Annotated in this window: 19 protein-coding genes; 8 read left to right on the top strand and 11 right to left on the bottom strand. The window is 40.5% G+C overall.

The window, feature by feature from the left end; genetic code table 11:
• Positions 1-34: 34 nt before the first annotated feature.
• From CP948_RS04720 to leuA, 7 genes are read right to left on the bottom strand one after another with little or no spacing between them, the layout of a single operon-like run.
• Positions 35-265, bottom strand: a complete 231-nt coding sequence (locus CP948_RS04720) for a hypothetical protein (protein ID WP_096601812.1) — start codon at positions 263-265, stop codon at positions 35-37.
• The gene (locus CP948_RS04715) at positions 249-3,278 is read right to left on the bottom strand and encodes an efflux RND transporter permease subunit (protein WP_096601809.1); all 3,030 of its coding nucleotides are present in this window, start codon (positions 3,276-3,278) and stop codon (positions 249-251) included. The genes CP948_RS04720 and CP948_RS04715 overlap by 17 nt, the downstream gene beginning before the upstream one ends.
• Entirely contained in the window at positions 3,275-4,300 is a 1,026-nt protein-coding gene (locus CP948_RS04710) for an efflux RND transporter periplasmic adaptor subunit (protein WP_096601806.1), read from the bottom strand. The genes CP948_RS04715 and CP948_RS04710 overlap by 4 nt, the downstream gene beginning before the upstream one ends.
• On the bottom strand, positions 4,290-5,498 hold the full coding sequence (locus CP948_RS04705; RefSeq protein WP_096601803.1) for a TolC family protein: 1,209 nt from the start codon (positions 5,496-5,498) through the stop codon (positions 4,290-4,292). Before CP948_RS04705 ends, CP948_RS04710 begins: the two co-directional genes overlap by 11 nt.
• A gap of 40 nt (positions 5,499-5,538) precedes the next feature.
• Positions 5,539-6,516: an ABC transporter permease gene (locus CP948_RS04700; protein ID WP_096601800.1), complete on the bottom strand. Its 978-nt coding sequence runs from the start codon at positions 6,514-6,516 to the stop codon at positions 5,539-5,541.
• Positions 6,516-6,893 carry a YkvA family protein gene (locus CP948_RS04695; protein WP_096601797.1) on the bottom strand — a complete coding sequence of 126 codons (378 nt, stop codon included), beginning with the start codon at positions 6,891-6,893 and terminating at the stop codon, positions 6,516-6,518. Before CP948_RS04695 ends, CP948_RS04700 begins: the two co-directional genes overlap by 1 nt.
• Before the next feature lie 8 nt (positions 6,894-6,901).
• Positions 6,902-8,461, bottom strand: a complete 1,560-nt coding sequence (gene leuA, locus CP948_RS04690) for a 2-isopropylmalate synthase (RefSeq protein WP_096601794.1) — start codon at positions 8,459-8,461, stop codon at positions 6,902-6,904.
• Between the two features lie 85 nt (positions 8,462-8,546).
• Between leuA and CP948_RS04685 the strand changes: the two genes are divergently transcribed.
• Complete coding sequence (locus tag CP948_RS04685; RefSeq protein ID WP_096601791.1) at positions 8,547-9,311, top strand: ABC transporter permease; 765 nt, start codon at positions 8,547-8,549, stop codon at positions 9,309-9,311.
• Positions 9,312-9,388: 77 nt separating this feature from the next.
• Positions 9,389-9,721, top strand: a complete 333-nt coding sequence (locus CP948_RS04680; RefSeq protein ID WP_096602015.1) for a (2Fe-2S) ferredoxin domain-containing protein — start codon at positions 9,389-9,391, stop codon at positions 9,719-9,721.
• A 10-nt stretch (positions 9,722-9,731) separates the two neighbouring features.
• Here the strand turns inward: CP948_RS04680 and hfq are convergent, their stop codons facing one another.
• The 4 genes from hfq to fabG are packed head-to-tail and all read right to left on the bottom strand — an operon-like array spanning position 9,732 to position 13,303.
• Positions 9,732-9,974, bottom strand: coding sequence for an RNA chaperone Hfq (hfq, locus tag CP948_RS04675; RefSeq protein ID WP_012963138.1), 243 nt, complete (start codon positions 9,972-9,974; stop codon positions 9,732-9,734).
• Entirely contained in the window at positions 9,964-10,965 is a 1,002-nt protein-coding gene (locus CP948_RS04670) for an ADP-ribosylglycohydrolase family protein (RefSeq protein ID WP_096601788.1), read from the bottom strand. The genes hfq and CP948_RS04670 overlap by 11 nt, the downstream gene beginning before the upstream one ends.
• Positions 10,946-12,550 carry a type I DNA topoisomerase gene (gene topA / locus CP948_RS04665; RefSeq protein ID WP_096601785.1) on the bottom strand — a complete coding sequence of 535 codons (1,605 nt, stop codon included), beginning with the start codon at positions 12,548-12,550 and terminating at the stop codon, positions 10,946-10,948. Before topA ends, CP948_RS04670 begins: the two co-directional genes overlap by 20 nt.
• Positions 12,551-12,553: 3 nt before the next feature.
• The gene (gene fabG, locus CP948_RS04660) at positions 12,554-13,303 is read right to left on the bottom strand and encodes a 3-oxoacyl-[acyl-carrier-protein] reductase (protein ID WP_096601783.1); all 750 of its coding nucleotides are present in this window, start codon (positions 13,301-13,303) and stop codon (positions 12,554-12,556) included.
• A gap of 24 nt (positions 13,304-13,327) precedes the next feature.
• Here fabG and CP948_RS04655 point away from each other — a divergent pair, with 24 nt between their 5' ends.
• The 6 genes from CP948_RS04655 to CP948_RS04630 are packed head-to-tail and all read left to right on the top strand — an operon-like array spanning position 13,328 to position 20,196.
• The gene (locus CP948_RS04655; protein ID WP_096601780.1) at positions 13,328-14,317 is read left to right on the top strand and encodes an NAD(P)-dependent oxidoreductase; all 990 of its coding nucleotides are present in this window, start codon (positions 13,328-13,330) and stop codon (positions 14,315-14,317) included.
• Between the two features lie 51 nt (positions 14,318-14,368).
• Entirely contained in the window at positions 14,369-15,475 is a 1,107-nt protein-coding gene (locus CP948_RS04650) for an efflux RND transporter periplasmic adaptor subunit (RefSeq protein ID WP_096601777.1), read from the top strand.
• On the top strand, positions 15,472-16,716 hold the full coding sequence (locus tag CP948_RS04645; protein WP_096601774.1) for an ABC transporter permease: 1,245 nt from the start codon (positions 15,472-15,474) through the stop codon (positions 16,714-16,716). The genes CP948_RS04650 and CP948_RS04645 overlap by 4 nt, the downstream gene beginning before the upstream one ends.
• Positions 16,716-17,372: an ABC transporter ATP-binding protein gene (locus CP948_RS04640; RefSeq protein ID WP_096601771.1), complete on the top strand. Its 657-nt coding sequence runs from the start codon at positions 16,716-16,718 to the stop codon at positions 17,370-17,372. Before CP948_RS04645 ends, CP948_RS04640 begins: the two co-directional genes overlap by 1 nt.
• 50 nt (positions 17,373-17,422) lie before the next feature.
• Positions 17,423-19,135 carry an RNA polymerase sigma factor RpoD gene (gene rpoD, locus CP948_RS04635; RefSeq protein ID WP_096601768.1) on the top strand — a complete coding sequence of 571 codons (1,713 nt, stop codon included), beginning with the start codon at positions 17,423-17,425 and terminating at the stop codon, positions 19,133-19,135.
• Positions 19,132-20,196, top strand: coding sequence for a PilN domain-containing protein (locus tag CP948_RS04630; RefSeq protein ID WP_096601766.1), 1,065 nt, complete (start codon positions 19,132-19,134; stop codon positions 20,194-20,196). Before rpoD ends, CP948_RS04630 begins: the two co-directional genes overlap by 4 nt.
• The last annotated feature ends 3 nt before the right edge of the window (positions 20,197-20,199 follow it).

Genomic DNA, 20,199 nt, shown 5'->3' with positions numbered 1-20,199 from the left:
TAATTCTAATCCCTGACAGCTCCTAACTCAAGTCTCAAAAACCTATGCTTAACCATATGATGTACTGGTTTATGTACTTCCTTCCGTTAGTCATGTACTCAAAATCCGTAGGCGTTCTTACACCAAAATTCAATCTGGTCATCTTGTCAAGGTTATAACTGAGTTTAAGGTCTGGCTCCATACTTTTTGGGATATTTTCTTCATCCTGCGCTGTGAGCAAAAGAGCCACTAAAAAAACTTCCAAAGCCCTACCTCTCCTCCACATGTGCATACCTCAAAAGAGATGGTACTACTAATAATATAAGCAGTCCTGAGAGGAGCATACCACCTACAACTACTACAGCGAGAGGTTTTTGTATCTGGCTTCCTACACCTTTTGCAAGTGCAGTGGGTAAAAGCCCCATGGATGCCGTAAAACTGCTCAGAAGCACCGCTCTAAAGTTCTCTTTAGCGCTTCTTTTTGCGGATTCCACAGAAGATAGTCCATCAAGTATATGTTTTTTGTAAGCTCTGAGCATAAATGATATGTTCAGTACGGATATTCCAAGTATGGATACAAAACCTACTATAGCGGAAAGACTCATAGGAAAACCTGCTATTAAAAGACTTACTGATCCACCAAAAAGTGCAAAGAGAATACCAGACATAGCGATAAGGGTGTTTCGTACAGAACGGTTTATTATGTAAAGAAAGACACTCAAAGAAAATAGCGCTAAAGTGCCAGAAAAAGCAAACCTTCTTAGACCCTCTACCAGACTCTTGAACTGTCCGCTCCACTCTATAAAATAACCTTCTGGTAGTTGAATGTCTTTTACGGATTCCTGAGCTTTGCGCACAGCACCTGCAAGGTCTTTGGAAACTACGCTGAACTTTATGGGTATGTACCTTTTGTAATTTTCTCTGTATATAAAGGATGCGCCTGTGCTGAACTTTATATTTGCAACGGAAGACAATTTTACATAAGAGCCGTTAGGAAGCAAAACGGGAATATCTCCTATCTTTGATACATTCTGTCTTAACTCATCTGGTAGTATCACAAGAAGGGAAAAGCGTTTGTCTCCTTCTATAACCTGTGTTGCTTCTTTGCCTCCCATTGCTGCAGATACCGTATCCATAAGTTGCTGTACACTAAGACCGTAGGCAGAAAGTTTTTCTCTGTCTGCTTCTATCACCAAGTTAGGTTGACCTATTTCTCTAAAAATGCCCACATCTTCTATTCCCTTTACTTTGGTTATCCGCTCTTTTATTTGGTCTGCAATGGTATCTAACTTGTAAAGGTCATCGCCAAAAACTTTTACAGCGTTTTCCCCTTTTACCCCAGTCATAACTTCCTCAAGGTTGTCCTGTATGTACTGAGAGATATTTATATCTACCTTAGGAAACATGCTTTTCACACCTACTCTTATAGCTTCTTCCAACTCTTCCTTAGAACCAAACCTCTTCCATTGGGAGTAAGGCTTTAGGTCTATGAAATATTCAGAATTGAAAGGTCCAGTTGGGTCTGTTCCATCCTCAGGTCTTCCTACTTGAAATTCTACCGTTTTTATCTCAGGAAATTCCATTAGAAAGTCTCTTACTTTCTTAGCGTTCTCATAGGTTTGGGAAAGAGATATAGAGTAAGGAAAGATTATACGCATGTAAATGTTGCCTTCATCCATTTTGGGAATAAACTCAAGCCCTAAGCTTTTGATGACAAAAAGACTAAGTAGTGCCAAAGAAGAAAGCAGTATAACCGTGTACTTTAGCCTCAGGTTCAAAAGCTTATTAAGTAGCTTGTCGTAGATGTCTTCCAAAATTCTAACTACAAGAGTTTTTTCTTTGGCAGATTTGATAGCGGAGACCAAAAGAGCTACTACAAAGGTAAAGGTCAAAATCACCACCGCACTTATGGCATAAAGGTAAGTTCTGACCATAGGTGCAAATATGCGCTTTTCCGCACCCTCCATTAGAAAAACAGGAAGAAAGGATATTCCAATGAGAACTACAGAAAACACAAGTAGCCTTCCTACCTCCTGAGAAGATTGGACTATAGCACGCCTGACACCCAACTGCCTTGTATTCCTAAGATAGTTTTCTACAAAGAGCAAGGGTATGTCCGCTATTATGCCAAAGTCTATAGCAGCTATGGAAAGGAAGTTAGCGGACTCCCCTTTTATTGCCATAACACCTAAGGCTACAACCAAAGACATGGGAACGGTAAGAGCTACCAATAAGGCTACTCTTAGATCTCCTAAGAATAAAAAGATGGAAGCAAATACCAAAACTATACCCACGAGAGCTATCTCTGAAACCTTATGAATGACAGTGTCTATGAGCTTGCCCCTTTCGTAAAAGGGTATCACCTTCACATCCTTGGGAAGGATGTAAGAGTTTAGTTCTTCAATTTTTTCCCGTATAGACCTTATAGATGGAATGCTTTTGGCATCTCTTCTTAGCACAACCACACCCATAACTATGTCATCTTTGTTATTTAGTCCCACTATACCCGTTCTTGGTATGTTGCCAATCCTTACTTCTCCAAGGTCTTTTATCAAAACAGGTACGCCGTTGTGGTAGGCAACTACTATCTGTTCTATATCTTTAATGTTTCTGATAAGACCCACTCCCCTTATAAGGAAGTACTGAGAACCAAAGTCTATGGCTCTACCTCCTACATTTATGTTAGAGTTTGTAATGGCTTGAACTACATCTGATAAAGAGACTTTGTACTTTAAGAGATTTTCAGGCTTTATCTCTACCACATAAGCCTTTATAAACCCACCGTAGCTTGGTACATCTTCCACACCCTCTGCGGTTTTTATGTATCTGGATATGACCCAGTCTTGTAGAGTCCTCAGCTCCATAAGGTCTCTGTTTCCTACTACAACGTATCGCATCACCTCTCCTATGGGATTGGGGATTATCTGGGGTGATACTCCATCAGGAAGGCTAACTGTGGAAAGTCTGTTTATAACTTCTTGTCTTGCCTCTTTGTAAGGTATGTCGTAAGAGAAGGTGCACTTGATGTCCGAAAGACCGTATAGGGATATGGAGTTTATTCTGTGAAGACCACGCATACCCGCAAGAGCTATTTCTAAAGGTACGGTTATTTGTCTTTCTACCTCTTCAGCAGACCTTCCAGGATAAAGGGAAACTATCTCTATTACAGGGGGTGAAGGATCAGGAAAGGCTTCTACATTTAGATTCCTAAGAAAAAGCGCAAAAGCACTGATAACAATAAAGGTAAGAAGTATAAAGAGTAAACTGTTATTCGCAACAAAGTTTACCCAAGACTTCAAGGTGATACCTCTCTCATAGGATTTGCAAGCACTTTCTGTCCTTCTTTTAAGCCTTCTAAGGCTACATTACCATCTTCCAACTCTTTTACAAAAAGTACTTCTCTTTTCTCTACATTTTTGCCTTCCAAAAGGTAGACATAGAACTTACCATCTTGGTATAAAAGAGCCCTTTTTGGTAAAACCGCATATCGCTTTTCTCCTGTAAAAACTTTCATGTTGAAAAACATATTTATCTTGAAAGGTTCTTTCTCCAAAGGATCTATGTAAACCTTTACTGTGCGCGTTTCTGGGTCTACAACATCACTTACATACTTTACCAAGCCTTTGAAGTTCTTATCTGGATAAGTGCTTATGTTAAACTCAACAGCATCTCCCTTTTTAATCTTAAACGCATCCCTGTCATGAAGCTGTGCAACTACTACAACCTTTTTAGGGTCTGCAATGCTCAGTATTTCCGTAGATGTGTCTACGCTATCGCCTACATGAGCATTTATCTGATAAACGACACCATCTATGGGAGATCTTACCATGCTTACACCCATACCACCACCTAACAGTTTTAACTTTTGTTCTACACCTTCCAGCTGGGCTTTTATGACCTTATAGTTAGTTTCTGCATCCATGAGTTCGCTTTTGGGTATGGCTCCAACTTCGTAGAGTTTTTGCTTTAGTTCATAAAGTCTTTTTGCCTGTGCTAACTGTACGGTAAGAGAGACTTTTTGAGAATAAAGGTCTGTTGCGTCCGGAGCTTTTACCACTGCAAGAAGCTGACCCTTTTTTACCCTATCTCCCACCTGCACTTTTATGCTTTGCACTACACCCGGTAGACGCGATGTTATTTTTACCACACCTTCCTTATCAGGCTGTATACTACCTGTAGCTTCTATGAAATCTTCTACCCTTTGAACAGCCACCTGAAGGGTTTGAATGTTTTGAGTTCTTTCCTTTTCTGGTATTTTCTCTTCCTTTTTACCGCATGCAAATACAAGTACCAGACCAAACATTAAAAACTTAACCTTCATAATTCCCGACTCCCAAGATTTCTAAAGTGTAGTAGCTTTGCAGGTATTGATAACGAGCCTGAAAAAAGGCGTTCATAAAGGCTCTGTATGTGCGCAGAGTATCTAAAAAGTCAAGGGTAGATATACCTCCCAGTAGGTATGCTTTCTTTGTCCTCTCTAACAGCTCGTCCATAAGCTGTTTTTTTTCCGTATAGTTGTTATATATCTTTTTGTTAGCTATGTAGTCCTCATAGGCTTGAGAAAGTTCTTTTCTTATCCTTCCTTCTTCGCGTTTTATGGAAGTAAGGATCTGTTCTCTTAAAGCCATAGCCGTCAGAAGGTCTCCCTGCCTGCGGTCAAATAGGGGAAGGCTTACCGAAACACCAAAACCCAACCCCGGCTTGTATTTCACACCAAAGGCGTCATACTCCACACCTACAGAAATGTCTGGAATGGAGTAAGCCTTCAAAAGTCTTATTTGGTAATCCACAGACCTTAGTTGTTCTTTTAGAGCCTTTAGACTTTCTCGCTCTTTTAGAGCTCTTTGTATGAGTTCTTCCAAGTTGGCTTCCTTGGAGATATCCTTTACATCTGTTGGCTCGTAATCTTCACCACCTAAATAGAAGCTAAAGTCCTTTAAGTCCTTTTTGTAGTTGCTCATTGCCTGGGTTAGGGCTTTTTCAAGTTCAGTTTTATATAGCTGGAGTTTTATAAGCTCTATCAAGCTTAAAAAACCTAACTTCTGTTTCTGTTCCTGTATTTTTAATATCTTCTCAAACTCGTCCATGTCCTGCTTTATGTACTCAAGGTAAGCCCTATCGGAGAGTGCTTGAAAGTAAGCGGATACCAAACCCAGGCTCAAGGTTCTAAGAAGGTCTTCACTTTGGTAGCCTACGGATCTTAGCTGATACATGGCAGAAAGCTTCCTGTATTCCCTTTTTCCGCCAAGCTCTATAGGTTGATCTATCCTCGCAGAAAGCAATGTGTTTCCCGTATCGTAAAGGATATTCTTCCCAAAGTTAAGGCCTGTGTAATTTACCGAAAGGGTAGGATTTTGGAACAATCCAGCCTGTAAATACGCACCTTCACTCTTTTTAATTTCGTAAAGGGATATCTTAAAGTCATAGTTTTTATCTCTGAGTAGTTTTATTGCCTTAAAGAGACTTATCTCTTCCGAAAAAGCAAAGCTCACAAAAAGAAGGACAAAAATAAACTTCATGAAGCAGGATTGTAGCAGAAACACATAAATTTTTTATTAATTATTTGCTTATTAATTCTCTTTCTCTTATGCGAGGATCCAACACAGCAAGGAGTATGTCTGCTATGAGGTTTCCAAGCAGTAGCATAATGGTTCCTATGTACAGTCCTCCCATCACTAAAAAAAGGTCTTGAGACAAAACCGCATCAAGCATAAGAGTTCCAAGACCTGGCCAACCCACTATTATCTCTATAAGTGCCGCACCCGAAAGAAGTCCTGCAATCTCATAACCTATCAGCGTAGTAAATGGGTTCATCACATTCTTAAAGACGTGCTTTATCATAACCTTTTTGGGTAATCCCTTTGCCTTCAAAAAGAGCACCATGGGACTGCTTAGTACTTCTATCACACTGCTTCTCACTAGTCTTACCATGCTTGCAGTTGAAACCAAACTTAATGTAAGAACAGGTACAACCATGTGTTTCAAAAGATCCAAAGTTCTCTCGGAAAGACTCATACGCTCAAACCCAGCACTGTGCATACCACCAACAGGAAGAATTCCCGTCTTGGACACTATTAATAGAAGTATAAAAGCCAGGAAGAAAGAGGGAAAGGACATAAAGGTGTAAGCGTATGCCTTTATAAGCCTATCTATCCAAGTGCCTTCCCTAAAACCTGCCAGAAAGCCAAGAGTAAGGGCAAAAAACCAAGAGATTATCGCAGAACTAAGCGTCAGCAGTAAAGTATTACCTATCCTTTCTTTTATGAGCTCTAACACAGGCGCGTGGTACTGGAAGGAGTATCCCAAATCAAAGGTTATTGCGGATTTGAGCCACTTGAGGTACTGAACTGACAGGGGCTTGTCCAAACCGTACTGTTTTTTGAGAAGCTCTATGGTCTCTGGCGATATCTGTGGATTAAGCCTAAGCTGATCCAAGTAATCTCCTGGTGCCATCTTTATGATAAGAAAGGAAAGGAAAGTGACACCCAAAAGGGTAATGACTGACTGCAAAAGCCTTACAAAAAGAAACCTTACCATCAGAAGTAGTTAGCCACAAAATATCTGACCTGGGAGAAGTACCTTTCTATCTCTTTCTTGTGCTTCTCTTTCACGTACCTTACGAGTTTGTAGTCGTCCCATAAACCTATCAGTGGTATCCAGTCAGGGATGGAGTCCTTGTTTTCTATAAAGTAAAGAAGGGCAGAAGTAAAGTCTCTTCTTGCAGATTCCTGCAGGTCAAAGTTGGGATCACTAAGAATTCTAAACAAAAGCTTAGTATCCAGGATAAGATTTCTCACATACTCCATAGTAGGTGGTACAGAAGAAAGTTTTTCAAAAAAGAGCTTTCTAAGTTCACTTATCTGCACAGGTTTGTAGTATCTTTGAAGTGTTTTTTCCTTCTTTGGGTCCTGCATAATTACTATTATACAGTTCCTTCTTCTCTTATTTTCTCCTTGGAAATTATGTAATTTTTTCTCATAATGGCTCTATTTAGAGCATCTACAAAGCCGTTTACGCTTGCTTTGATGATGTCTGTATCCACTCCTCTGCCAGAAGCTTTCACATTGTCAAGTTCTACTACCAAGCGAGCTTCCGCTTGAGCATCCGTGTTTGGAGTAAGTGCCTTTATGGAAAAGTCCAACAGCTTGGGTTCTATGCCAAGGGCTTTTTGTATTGCTTTTATTACCGCATCCACAGGACCGTTTCCCGTAGAGGTTGCGGTTCTTTCTTCACCGTTAAAGCTAAGCACCACAGTAGCTGTAGGAAGAAGGTTTTCTCCTGTTTGTACCTGATAGTGTTTTATCTTTATAGGCTCTTCTTCCTCAACTTTCATAAACTCTTCGTATATGAGAGATTCCAAATCTTCATCGTAAACTTCTTTTTTCTTGTCCGCAAGAGCCTTAAACTTTTCAAAAACCCTCTCTATATCTTGGTCGCTCAGTTGAAAACCCAGCTGACTCAATCTGCGCTTGAGTGCGTGCCTTCCCGAATGCTTACCTAATATGATCCTTGTCGAAGGAAAGCCCACATCTTCTGGACTCATTATCTCGTAAGTGAGGGGGTTTGCAAGAACTCCGTGCTGATGTATACCAGATTCGTGAGCAAAGGCGTTGTCTCCTACTACCGCCTTGTTAGGCTGTACAAAAGACCCTGTTATCCTACAAAGTAGTCTGCTAGTTTTGTATATCTCCTTTGTGTTTATTTCTGTGTAAAGATCACCAAAGAAATCTTTACGCACCTTTATTGCCATGACTATCTCTTCAAGAGCAGCGTTGCCCGCTCTTTCTCCTATACCGTTTATGGTGCATTCCACCTGCCTTGCGCCATGCTTTACCGCCATAAGAGAGTTAGCAACAGCCATACCAAGGTCATCATGACAGTGTACGCTTATGATGGCTTTATCTATGTTGGGAACATTATTCTTTATGTCCTCTATAAGTTGGGCAAACTCCTCTGGCAGTGCGTATCCTACAGTGTCAGGTATGTTTATCACGGTAGCACCCGCCTTTATGGCAGTCTCTATAACCTTATAAAGGAATTCCCTCTGACTTCTTGTAGCATCTTCACATGAGAACTCCACATCATCGGTAAACTTTCTTGCAAATTCCACAGCTTTTTTTGTTCTCTCAAGAACCTCCTCAGGAGACATGCGCAGTTTGTATTTCATGTGTATTTCTGAGGTGGCTATAAAAGTGTGTATCCTCTTTCTTTTTGCTGGTTTTAAAGCTTCTCCTGCAAGCTCTATGTCCTTTTCCAAAGCTCTTGCTAAGGAGCATATAACAGGACCATCTACCTCCAAAGCTATAAGCCTAACACTATCAAAGTCCCCTTTGGATGCTGCTGCAAAGCCCGCTTCTATGATATCCACACCGAGTTTTGCAAGCTGATGTGCCATCTGAAGTTTTTCGTCAGCAGTCATGGAAAAGCCCGGTGCCTGCTCTCCGTCCCTTAAAGTAGTGTCAAATATGTACACTTTATCCATACACGGAAACCTCCTTTAATGATAATAATTCTCAATTAACTAAAAGTCAAGAGAGCGCATTATAATTTTGACCTTGTGTTCTGGAATGCATAACTATTACCTTTTGTACCAGCTTGTGAAAAGAGACATAAAAATGTCTTTTGCAGGGTCTATGTTTGGTACTTTGTGGATGTTTTTAAACCCTCTTCTCATGACAGGAATTTTTTACCTTATATTTCAACATATAGTGAGAGCAAGGTTTCCTATTGATGCTACAGAGGGTGCAAGCTATACAGTTTATCTTCTCACGGGACTTGCCTTTTGGAATGGTTTCAGCCAGTCTTTAATCAGGGGTATGAACTCTATAACAGACAACGCTTACCTGCTAAAGAAGACCGCCGTACCACCATACCTTTTTGTGCTTGCTTCCACCATAACAGGTTTCATATACACCTTTGTTTCTCTGGGGTACGCCCTTTTACTCAAGGACTTCCCGCAAAGTCTGACTCACCTAATACCGCTAATTCCAGTGCTCATGGTGGAACTTTGCTTTGTTGCTGGCTTAACTCTTATTTTGGGAAGTCTGTGTGTGTATGTAAGAGACATCTCTCAGATAGTTTCAACCCTCCTAAGTTTTGTCTTTTACTCTCTACCCATCATATACCCCGTTTCTTATGTGCCTGAGCCTCTCAAACCCTTTCTCCTTTTTAACCCACTTTTTTATATGCTCAGGAATGTCCAAACCTCATTGTTGAAAGGTTATATAGACCTAAAACTGTTTATCATTTCCTTGATAATATCTTGTGTATCCTTAGTTTTAGGTGCGCTTGTTTACAAACTTCTCAAAAGAGGTTTTTATGATGTGCTCTAATGGTCATGATGTATCTCATAATGGGAACTTCTGAGCATCTGCTAAAATACTTAACAAAAAGCTACAGGAGGTATGTAATGAATTTTAAGCACGTCTTTATATGCGTAAACCAAAGGCCACCAGGGCATCCTATGGGTTCTTGCGCAGAGAAAGGAAGCAGAGATATTTACCAAAAATTCATGGAAAAACTGCAGATGGACCCAGAGCTATTTATGAGCGTGGTAGTAACACCTACAGGCTGTCTTGGTCCCTGTGGAATGGGACCCACTATGGTGGTTTACCCAGAAGGTGTGTGGTACGGGAATGTTAGATTAGAAGATGTGGAAGAAATAGTCAATAGCCATCTTAAGAAAGATCAACCCGTAGAAAGGCTTGTAGTTTCAAAAGGCAAACCTCCCGGTATGTTTTAAGAGTGGGGCTTTACACAGCCCCAGGCACACCCTCTTCTTCAAACTCTATCTCAAGCTTTTCTGCAGGTATTATCGTGGTTATGGCGTGTTTATAAACAAGGGTCTGTTGCCTCCCATCTTCTATAAGTATAGTATACAGATCAAAGGATCTTACCCTACCTTGAAGTCTAACTCCATTCACAAGGTATATGGTCACCTTTACCCTTCTCTTCCTTGCGGTGTTTAAAAAGCTCTCCTGCAACTTATAGGGCATCTTCTAACCTCCTTTCTATGTGTTCTTCTACTATGCCGTAGAGCCTCTGTGCTAAAGAAATATAATAACCTGAATTTTCTAAGTTTTCAACAAGGTATGGTGGGAAGACGCTTTCCCCCCAATAAGCGCCTATATAAGCACCTACTAAGTATCCTATGGCATCCGTATCGCCTCCAAACTCTCCGTAGGAGTTTACCGCAGACCAAAAGGCACTCATGGGATGTTCTATGTGGGAGAGGAAAATAAAGAGGGATATGGGAAAGGCTTCAAAGACATAAGTGGAGTTGCCTATGCTGTAAATGGCTTCTTCCAGCGTTGCTCCACACTCAAGGAGTTCCTTCACTTTATCTATGTAAGATTTATGTTTTTTATATTTCGCAAATGACCCAAGCGTTTCCAGAAGCTTTAACCTCTGCGAGAGATCCCTAAGGTCATGATCCCCTTTAAGAAGGTAGGATATAAAAACTGCAAGCATGGAACTCGCATCGTAAACCTCTGGACTTCTGTGGGTCATTATGGAAACGAGCCTTGCCCCCTCAGAAGCTATCGTAGGTTCATAAAAGTGGAACATTCCAACTGCGATGCATCTCAAAATACCTTCAACGCTTGCAGATACAAAACCAGCATTTTCAAGAGATATACCAGAAGACAGAAGGTCAAGAGCTGTTAGTAAGGCAGGGTCAGGGTATCTATGGCTTTTTTCGTCCTGCCTCCAAGCAAGCAGTCTGTTGTAAAAGTCATAGGGATCTATTGCCTTTTTGCTCACTATGCTTTCAAGAAGTATAAGGGTTATTGTTGTTTCATCAGACACTTCCTGCGGTGCAGATCCGTATGCAGGACTAAGAGGATGAGGTTCCACAAAACCTTCTACTGGACCACCATAAAAGTCATAGACTTCCTTTATGGTGATCTCCTCCACGCACTTGCCTATAGCATCTCCCAAAGCCGAGCCTATTATAGTTCCTACAAACTTACTCTTGAGTGTACTCATGAAGCACTTTCCTATAAATTTCTTTGGTTATAAGTTTCCAGTCTTTTCTACCTTCCTCTATCTCATCCAGCATATCTTCCATGTTTGCAGTAAAACTATAATCCATAAGACTTGGAAACTTTTCCATAAGATAATCAACCACCTTAAAGGCTATCTCTGTAGGCTTTAAATGTCCTTTTTCAACAGCTACATACCCTCTTTGTTTTAGGGTTTTCACGATGGTTGCGTAAGTGGATGGTCTTCCAATGCCTAAGCGCTCTAAAGTTTTCACAAGGCTTCCTTCTGTGTATCTTGGTGGGGGCTGTGTCTCCCTTTCCTCTATGTATATCCTTTTTGGTTTTAGTATATCTCCCTGTGTAAGCTCAGGAAGTTTTTTACCTTCCCATTCCTTTCCGTAGATTTTCATCCAACCATCAAACAGTAAATCCTCACCTTCTGCAAAAAACTCAAGAGCTTCGTCAGTTATAGGATTTAGACTAACATAGGTCTTTTCTATTATTGCAGGGGAAGATAGGCTCGCAAGGGTTCTTGAGCTTATAAGCAAGTATAGCTTTAGTTCTATGCCTTCCTTAGGTTTTTTTCTCAGGCTTGTGGGTCTTATGCATTCGTGTGCAGACTGGGAGAGCCTTCCCTCTCTGAAGTTCCTAAGTTTTCCCACATACTCCTTTCCGTAATTTTTTTCTATAAAAGCTATAAACTCTTGAGCTTTCTCTTGGTTCATTCTGTAGCTGTCTGTTCTTGGGTATGTGATGTATCCTTCTTCGTATAGCTTTTGGGCTATTTTCTGTATCTCACTAACACTTAAGTTGAGTTTTTTGCTACCTTCTGATTGTAGGCTCGCGGTATTAAAAGGTTTTGGTGGGTCGGATATGGACTTTTCCTTTTTTACAGCATTTACAACAAACATGGTATCCTTTAGCTTCTTTAGGTAAGGCTCTGCGTTGGAGGGCTTTTCAAACCTCTGTTGGAAAACTGCAGAAAAGCTCACACCGTCTTTCTCAAAATCTACTTTTATGTAGTAATACTTTTTCTTTTTAAAGCTCTGAATCTGCTTCTCCCTTTCTACTATTAGCCTAAGAGCAGGAGATTGAACTCTCCCAACAGACAAACCTTTTGTTGTGAGTTCCTTCCACAAAAGGGGTGAGAGCTTGTATCCTATCAGTCTGTCAAGCACTCTTCTTGCAAACTGTGCGTGCACAAGGTTTAAATCTATGTCTTTAGCTGTTTGAACCGCTTTAAGTATGGAATTTTTGGTAATTTCGTAAAACATAGCTCTGTAAATTCTGCCATTCACACGGGAAAGCTCCTCCTTTAAAAAGTAAGCTATGGCTTCTCCCTCTCTGTCTGGGTCTGTTCCCAAATAGATCTTTTGGGCATTTTTTGCGATCTTTTTTATGTTTTCCACCAGTTTCTTTTTACCTTTTAGCCACACATACTTAGGTTCTAAGGTCTTTGGGTCTACCCCCAAGGATCTTTCTGGAAGGTCTTTTATGTGTCCCAGTGTTGCCTTAACTATCCAATCTTTTCCCAAATACTTAGATATGGACTTGGCTTTTGTTGGAGACTCCACTATGAAGAGCTTCATCTCTTAGTACATGCCACCATTTACGTGTATGACCTCTCCAGTTATGTAGTCAGCTAAAGGGGAGCACAGAAAAAGCACCGCACCAGCTACATCCTCGGGTTTACCAAACCTACCAAGAGGTATTCCCTTCAGATATTCCTGCTTTAGGTCTTCTGGAAGTAGGGAAGTCATATCAGTTTCTATAAAGCCCGGTGCTACCGCATTAACCGTTATGTTCCTGCTTGCGAGCTCCTTTGCCAAGCTTTTGGTAAAACCCACAAGACCCGCTTTTGTAGTGGAGTAGTTGACTTGCCCCGCATTCCCTGTAAAACCAACCACGGAAGATACATTTATTATTCTGCCCCACCTTTTTTTGACCATATCCTTTACAAAAAAAGATGTTATCAAGAAAGTGCCTGTTAGGTTCACCTTTAATACCTCTTCCCAATCTTCTAAGGACATTCTTAAAAAAAGTTTGTCCTTGGTTATGCCTGCGTTATTCACAAGTATGTCTATATCCCCCACCTTACTTTGTATCTCTTCACAGCACGCTCTTACAGAATTTGGGTCTTCCAAGTTGATGCTTGTGCCAAAAGTAGGAACTGAGTACTTATCAGAAAGCTCTTTAGCGATCTCCTGAGCTCTTGATCTGTCTCTTCCTGTGATCACAATACTTGCACCTGCTGATGCAAGGTACTCTGCTATTGCCCTGCCTATACCCCTTGTGGAACCTGTGATGAGTGCTTTTTTTCCCGATAGGTCTATAGAGAGCATAAAGATTAGTATATCATATTAGTTATGAAAATAGTTTTCACAGAAGTAGGAAAAGAAGATGTAGATTACTATGCAAATCATTTGAAGGAATACCAGCTTGTCTTTTACGATAAGCATTTGGACCTTATAAACCTAAGTGAAGTGGAGGATGCAGACATACTGTGCGTATTTGTCTTTGACAAACTAAACAGGGATAGATTGGAGGCATTCAAAAGGTTAAAACTAATAGTTACGCGTTCTGTTGGTTATGATCACATAGACCTTGATTACTGTAAATCAAAGGGTATAAAAGTAGCCCACATGCCCGCTTACTCCCCAAGGTCTGTGGCAGAACACGCAATAGCTATGATGTTTGCTCTCGTCAGAAAGTTCAAAAAGATAGAAAAGAGAATTAGAAACCTGAACTTCTCTCAGGATAATGAGCTTGAGGCACAGACCTTTGCGGATCTGACAGTTGGAGTTATAGGAACAGGAAGGATAGGTAGCTGGACTGCAAAGATACTACATCTCTTAGGTTCCAGAGTTTTGGCTTATGATGTAGTTGAGAACACAGAGCTTAAAACCTTAGGTGTGAATTACACAGACCTTGAAAAGGTTTTAAGAGAGAGCGACATTATCTCTTTACACATACCTTACACACCACAGACCCATCACATGATAAACGGTGAAAGGATAAAGTTGATGAAAGAAGGTGCCATACTTATAAATACCTCAAGGGGCAAGGTGGTAGATACGGATGCTCTTTACGAAGCTCTTATGCAAGGTAGGCTTGGGGGAGCTGGCTTAGATGTTTTTGAAGACGAAGAATTCCTAATACTCAAATCTTACGAAAGGGGTTTAGCTTCAGATAAAAACCTGAAGATAATCAAGCTTTCAACCTTAGATAATGTTATAATCACTCCTCATATAGCTTATTACACAAAAGAGGCAGTGAATAATATAAGAAAATGTACAGTTGAGTGTATAGAGATGTTTTTAAAACATGGTTCTTTGGGAAGGTTTGAGATAGTCTAAAGGTCTGTAGAGAGCATAGGGATATAATATAACATGAAAAAAAGTTAGCCTATGAAAAAACTGTTTTTCCCATTAGGGGTTTTACTCACAGTTGGTGCTCTTTTGGTGGTTTTTTACAAAAGCAACAAAGTAAAGGTTTTTGTGGTAGAAGAAAGACCTATAAAGAAAGTAGTTTACGCTTCTGGCTATGTAAAGCCCGTGAATTATGTAGTGGTAAAATCCGAGGTGTCTGGATACATACAGGAGATTAGGGTAAAAGAAGGGGACAAAGTGAAGAAAGGACAGATACTCGCCGTTATTGATCCAGGACCAGTGCTTGCTTCACTCAAAGAAGCTGAGGAAAGGTTAAAGCTCGTCAGAGAAAGACTCAGAGAGGATTCAGACTACAGAAAGAGCTTGCAGGAGCAGGTGGATATAACTAAAAGAAATATGGAACAAGCCCAAAGGTATCTTGAAAGAAGAAAAAACCTTTCAGAAAGGGGACTCATACCAAAGGAGCAGTACGAAGAGGCAAAAAGATCTTACGAAAACGCCAAAAGTGAGTACCAGCGAGCGCTCGCTGTATATGAGGATGCCATAACTTCCCTTAAGTCAGAAGAGAAAACCCTTTACGCAAACAAAGAGAAGATAAAAAGGGAGATAGAAAGGTATTACATAAGAAGTCCTGTTGATGGTATAGTGCTTAACAGATATGTGGAAGTAGGGGACTATGTAAATTATATGAGTGATAACAAGCTTTTCAGCATAGGAAATGAGAAAGATAAAGAGGTAGTTCTTAATGTAGACGAGGAATACGCTTCCATGATAAAGAGAGGTATGAAAGTGTTTCTTTCTCTTGACATTTACCCAGATAAGGTGTTTGAAGGGACTGTAAAGCTTGTAAAGGAGGAACTTGACAGGAACAAAAAAACCCTTGAGGTAAGAGCAAGTGCTCCGCTGCCTGCAGAAGTTCCAGCAGGTGCCACCGTGGAGGCAAACATACTGGTGGAGGAGAAAAAAGCTCTGGTCATACCCATCTCCGCTTACAAAGACGGATATGTTTATAAGTACGAAAGGGTTAGAAAGGTCAAAGTGCCCGTCAAGGTTGGGAGTCAGGTAGATGGATACATTGAAATAATTGAAGGTTTAAAGAAAGGTGATAAGGTGATTGTAGAATGAATCACACGCTCTTCATAGCTTACAAGCTCCTTCTTGAGAGAAAAAGGCAGACCCTTGTTTCCGTAGCAGGTGTTGCTATTGGGGTCTGTGCGTTAATAGTTATGAGTTCTCTCATGTTTGGCTTTCAGAACTACTTTATCCAGCAAGTCATAGACTTGGAAGCTCACATAAGTATAAAACCAAAAGAGTATGAGGAAGAAGACAGAATAGTAAAGAAAGCTAAGCAGGATAACATATGGGAAGTTTACGGCAACAAACCAAAAGAGAAGGACAGGATCGTAGGTTGGAGGGACATAATCAAAGAAGTACAGAGAAGGGAAGACATTGCCGGTGTAGCGGTACACCTTGTAGCAAGAGGTATTCTCAAGTACGGTGTTAAAGAAAAACCTGTTACACTCATAGGCATAGACCCTGACATGGAACCAAAGGCATCTGTGATAAACAGGTTTCTTGAAAACAAGAGAATAGAAAAACTAAAGACAAACAAAGACGCTTTAATAGTTGGTAAGCTGGTAGCTAAGGACTTGGGTATAAAGGACACAGGTAAGAAGGTGATCCTCTCTTTGGCAAACGGTCGCACAGCTTTGCTCAAGATAGAAGACTTTTTTAACTCAGGCATAACTAACATAGATAACAGTAGAGTTTACATGCACATAAAAACTTTGCAAGCCCTCACAGACAGACCTGACGAAGTGAATGAAATAGTGATAAAAGTAAAGGATGTAAACAAAGCCCAGAAGATAGCCTTAGACCTTCAGAAAAATCTCAGGTACGATGTGGAGAGTTGGCAGAGAGCTTATATAAACTTCCTTCAGATATTCAAAATACAGAACCTCATAACATACATGATAGTGTTTGCCATACTGACCGTTTCCGCCTTTGGTATTTTCAACATTATTATGATGACCGTCTTAGAAAAGAAAAAGGACATAGCTATACTTATGGCAATGGGATACAGTAGAAGAGACATACTTTTCATGTTTCTCGCACAAGGATTAGCCATAGGGTTCTTTGGAGCCATATTGGGTTTTATTTTGGGTTATGCTCTTCAGGAGTATCTTTCTTCGGTGAAGCTTGATGTAGAAGGACTTATAAGAACTAAAGGCTTCATATTAGACAGAAGACCCATATATTACCTGTATGCCTTTATCTTCTCTATGTTTTTTTCCTTTTTTGCAAGTTTCTATCCATCTTACAGAGCGAGTAGGCTAAACCCTGTGGATATATTCAGAAGTGGCTGATGGTTCTGATAGAGCTTATTAATGTAAAAAAGAGAGTAGGCAGTGAAGAAATACTAAAAGGTATTGACCTGAAGGTCCATAAAGGAGAATTCTTAGCGATTATAGGCGCTTCTGGTTCTGGGAAAAGCTCCTTGCTCTACATAATGGGACTTCTTGATTTTCCTACAGAGGGCGAAGTGTTTTTCAAGGGACAACAAGTTAGTTCTATGGATTCCCAGATGGTCTCCAGAATAAGGAACGAAAGTATAGGCTTTGTTTTTCAGTTTCATTACTTGCTTCCTGAATTTACTTTGCTTGAGAACGTCATGATCCCAATGTTAAAGAAGGGCATACAAAGACCGCAAGCAGAAGAAAGAGCTCGTGAGCTTCTTAAAAGTTTAGGGCTTGGGGGTAAGGAGAAGAGAAAAATTTACCAAGTATCAGGAGGGGAGATGCAAAGAACAGCCATAGCCAGAGCCTTAGCCAACAATCCAGAAGTAATATTAGCAGATGAACCTACAGGCAACTTAGATAGCAAAAACACCGCAATTGTCATGCAGATACTACAGGAGATAAACAGGTCTGGTACAACTGTGGTTATGGTTACCCACGAACTTGAGCTGGCAAAAAAAGCAAACAGGATACTGCAGATGAAGGACGGACTTTTAGTGTTGTAAGAAAGTCTAAAAAGCCTATATTATATAAAGTTTAATGAAGGAGGTAAGGCATGCTGAGTAAAGAAAACATAAAGAAGCTCATGGAGCTTGGCGAGAAAGGTTATGTGACCTACGATGAGATCAACGACGCTTTAGGAGATGAGGTTGCAGACCCAGAGATATACGAAGAGATCATGGACTTCCTTCAGGAAAGGGGCGTAAGGATAGTAGAAAGCGAGGAACTCACAGAAGAGATAGAGGGTGGTGATGAGCTCACCGTATCAGCGGACAACCTCCTTCTCAGTGCCAGAGACGGCGATCCAGTAAAGCTTTATCTAAGAGAAATGGGAAGGATACCTCTACTCAAAAGGGAAGAGGAGATCATGTACGCAAAACAGATAGAAATAGGCAGGAAGATCATGAGGCGAGGCCTTTTGAGGACTTCCTTCCTCATAGACAGGGTGCTCAGGGAGTGGGGAAATGTCTGCAACGGAAAGATTAAAGCTACAGACCTTATGGATACAATGGATGACAGTAAAACGGTGGAAGAGTACGAAGAGAGCCACGAGCACCTTGAAAGATACTTTATTGAAAAGGGACTTGAGCTCGCCAAGGCTTACAAAGAAGCCATAACTTGGAGGGAGCTATACCTCAAATACAGAACACCAGAGTATAAAAGGGCATATCTTGAAAAGCACGCCAAGATGAACAGAGTACTAAAGGACATGAAACTAAAATACTCAAAGTTTGAAAAGGTAGCGGACGAGCTTTTGAACCTTTACAAAAGGTACACAAAAAAATTAAAAGAGTACGAGATTAGAAAGCAAAAATTAGAGAGCATACACCCAGATGTGGAAGAGCTCATAAAGTTTTATGATTATAACAAAGACTTACAGCTCAAAGCAGAAAGGGCAGGATACGGCTTTGCCAAGTTTCAAGTTTTGAAAAGTGAATACCTAAGCCTTGAAAAGGAAGTAAAAGAGTTAAGAAAAGAGTTAGGGGTCCTTCCTGAAGAGTTAGACAGGGTCATGCACATTATAAAAGAGGGCAGAACCAAAGTAACCAAAGCAAAACAGGTTATGGTCAAGTGCAACCTAAGGCTTGTGGTATCCATAGCCAAAAAGTATGTCAACAGGGGCCTGCACTTTTTAGACCTCATACAAGAAGGCAACATAGGGCTTATGAAGGCGGTAGATAAGTACGACTACAGGAAAGGTTATAAGTTCTCTACCTATGCCACTTGGTGGATAAGACAAGCTATAACAAGAGCTATAGCAGACCAAGCAAGAACCATAAGGATACCCGTACACATGATAGAGACCATTAATGACATAACAAAGGCACACAAAAAACTCTTTCAAGAACTTGGGCGTGAACCTTTCCCAGAGGAAATAGCAAAATACTTAGGCATATCAGTAGAAAAAGCAAGAAAAGTCATGAGAACTTCCCAAGAACCCATATCCCTTGAGACACCTATAGGAGATGACGAAGAGACCCACCTAAGAGACTTCATAGAGGACAAAAGCGTTCCATCACCTGAAGAACAGGTTTCAAGGAAGCTCCTCAGAGAACAGCTTATAAAAGTTCTTAACACCTTGGGAGAAAAGGAAAAGGAAATACTTATGTACAGGTATGGACTTGTTGACGGCACAGAATACACCTTAGAGCAGGTAGGCAAGATGTTTAATGTCACCAGAGAGAGGATAAGGCAGATAGAGACAAAAGCCATAAGAAAACTCAGGCATCCAGCAAGAGCCAAGTATTTGAAAGACTTTGAGATATGAATTTTAAAAAGAAAGCTGTTGGTGTAGAGATAACTCAAAGAGGAATTTATGTATGTTCACAGGAAGGGAAGCTAAGCTTTGAAAGTCTTGACCAACTAAGGGAGTTTTCCAAAAACAAAAAACTTGGTATAGCAGTAGGAAGAGACATACTTTTGGTGCGCAAATACCTTTTTCCTGCTCAGGCGGTAGATGACCTTTTGGAAACAGTTATGCTCAACATTGAAGACTTATTCCCTACAAAGGTCCCTTTGAAAGTGAGCGTCTTGACTACAAGTAGGGAAAAAGATAATATAGAATGCTTAGTGTTCGCGGTGCCACAATCCCTTTTTGAAGAGCTTATGAGCTTCCCTAATCTTAAGTTTGTAGTGCCTTCCCCAGCACTTTATGTAGGGGAAAAAACTGGGATTTTTTACAGAAAGCTTGGTGATACACTTTACGAAAGGATAGTTATAAAAGACGGTAAGCTTATAGACAGCATACTTACGGAAAGCGTAGAAAACGGTAGTTATACAGTAGAAGATATCCACAGCGCTTCGTGTCTTGCTATGGAGGCGCTTTTGGAAAATAAGCCCATAGATCCTGTTTTTTATGACAAACGCAGGTTTCTTCCTGTAAAGCTAAGTAGGAAGTCCACTCGCCTTCTGATTGCAGGTATTTTTTTTATACTTTTGGCAGTAGGTATGATGGCAAAGGATATTTATCAACTCAAGAGCAAGCTACAAAAGACCCAGGAGGAGATAGAAAAGTTAAAACCCCTCGCTGAAAGGTACGAAATAAAGCGCAAGGAGATAGATACGAAAAATGCCGTCCTGAATGTACTCAAAAGCAAGGGTTTTGTAGTGTCTTTTGCGAATTTCGTTGAAATGCTTCCACCCAAGACCAAGATACTAAGTGTAAGTTATGACCGAAAAAGCATAACTGTAGAAGGCTATACACCTTCTGCTCCTGCGCTTATTCAAACTATTCAGAATAAATGCAAGGATCTTCAGGTGCAAACATCTAACCTTCAACCACCTCACGGACAGTCTTTTAAGATAATGGTAGGATCAGGATGTCTTTAGGTT

The organism is Hydrogenobacter hydrogenophilus (assembly GCF_900215655.1).
Classification (GTDB): Bacteria; Aquificota; Aquificia; order Aquificales; family Aquificaceae; genus Hydrogenobacter; species Hydrogenobacter hydrogenophilus.
This window is presented reverse-complemented; position numbering and strand designations above follow the sequence as displayed.

Bases quoted from the DNA above. Each gene is read 5' to 3' on its own strand.
- rpoD (WP_096601768.1), top strand. From the start codon at position 17,423: ATGCTGAGTAAAGAAAACATAAAGAAGCTCATGGAGCTTGGCGAGAAA.
- topA (WP_096601785.1), bottom strand. From the start codon at position 12,550: ATGAAGCTCTTCATAGTGGAGTCTCCAACAAAAGCCAAGTCCATATCT.
- CP948_RS04695 (WP_096601797.1), bottom strand. From the start codon at position 6,893: ATGCAGGACCCAAAGAAGGAAAAAACACTTCAAAGATACTACAAACCT.
- CP948_RS04720 (WP_096601812.1), bottom strand. From the start codon at position 265: ATGTGGAGGAGAGGTAGGGCTTTGGAAGTTTTTTTAGTGGCTCTTTTG.
- CP948_RS04680 (WP_096602015.1), top strand. From the start codon at position 9,389: ATGAATTTTAAGCACGTCTTTATATGCGTAAACCAAAGGCCACCAGGG.
- CP948_RS04685 (WP_096601791.1), top strand. From the start codon at position 8,547: ATGCATAACTATTACCTTTTGTACCAGCTTGTGAAAAGAGACATAAAA.
- CP948_RS04630 (WP_096601766.1), top strand. From the start codon at position 19,132: ATGAATTTTAAAAAGAAAGCTGTTGGTGTAGAGATAACTCAAAGAGGA.
- CP948_RS04650 (WP_096601777.1), top strand. From the start codon at position 14,369: ATGAAAAAACTGTTTTTCCCATTAGGGGTTTTACTCACAGTTGGTGCT.
- CP948_RS04640 (WP_096601771.1), top strand. From the start codon at position 16,716: ATGGTTCTGATAGAGCTTATTAATGTAAAAAAGAGAGTAGGCAGTGAA.
- hfq (WP_012963138.1), bottom strand. From the start codon at position 9,974: ATGCCCTATAAGTTGCAGGAGAGCTTTTTAAACACCGCAAGGAAGAGA.
- leuA (WP_096601794.1), bottom strand. From the start codon at position 8,461: ATGGATAAAGTGTACATATTTGACACTACTTTAAGGGACGGAGAGCAG.
- fabG (WP_096601783.1), bottom strand. From the start codon at position 13,303: ATGCTCTCTATAGACCTATCGGGAAAAAAAGCACTCATCACAGGTTCC.
- CP948_RS04670 (WP_096601788.1), bottom strand. From the start codon at position 10,965: ATGAGTACACTCAAGAGTAAGTTTGTAGGAACTATAATAGGCTCGGCT.
- CP948_RS04645 (WP_096601774.1), top strand. From the start codon at position 15,472: ATGAATCACACGCTCTTCATAGCTTACAAGCTCCTTCTTGAGAGAAAA.
- CP948_RS04700 (WP_096601800.1), bottom strand. From the start codon at position 6,516: ATGGTAAGGTTTCTTTTTGTAAGGCTTTTGCAGTCAGTCATTACCCTT.
- CP948_RS04655 (WP_096601780.1), top strand. From the start codon at position 13,328: ATGAAAATAGTTTTCACAGAAGTAGGAAAAGAAGATGTAGATTACTAT.
- CP948_RS04710 (WP_096601806.1), bottom strand. From the start codon at position 4,300: ATGAAGGTTAAGTTTTTAATGTTTGGTCTGGTACTTGTATTTGCATGC.
- CP948_RS04705 (WP_096601803.1), bottom strand. From the start codon at position 5,498: ATGAAGTTTATTTTTGTCCTTCTTTTTGTGAGCTTTGCTTTTTCGGAA.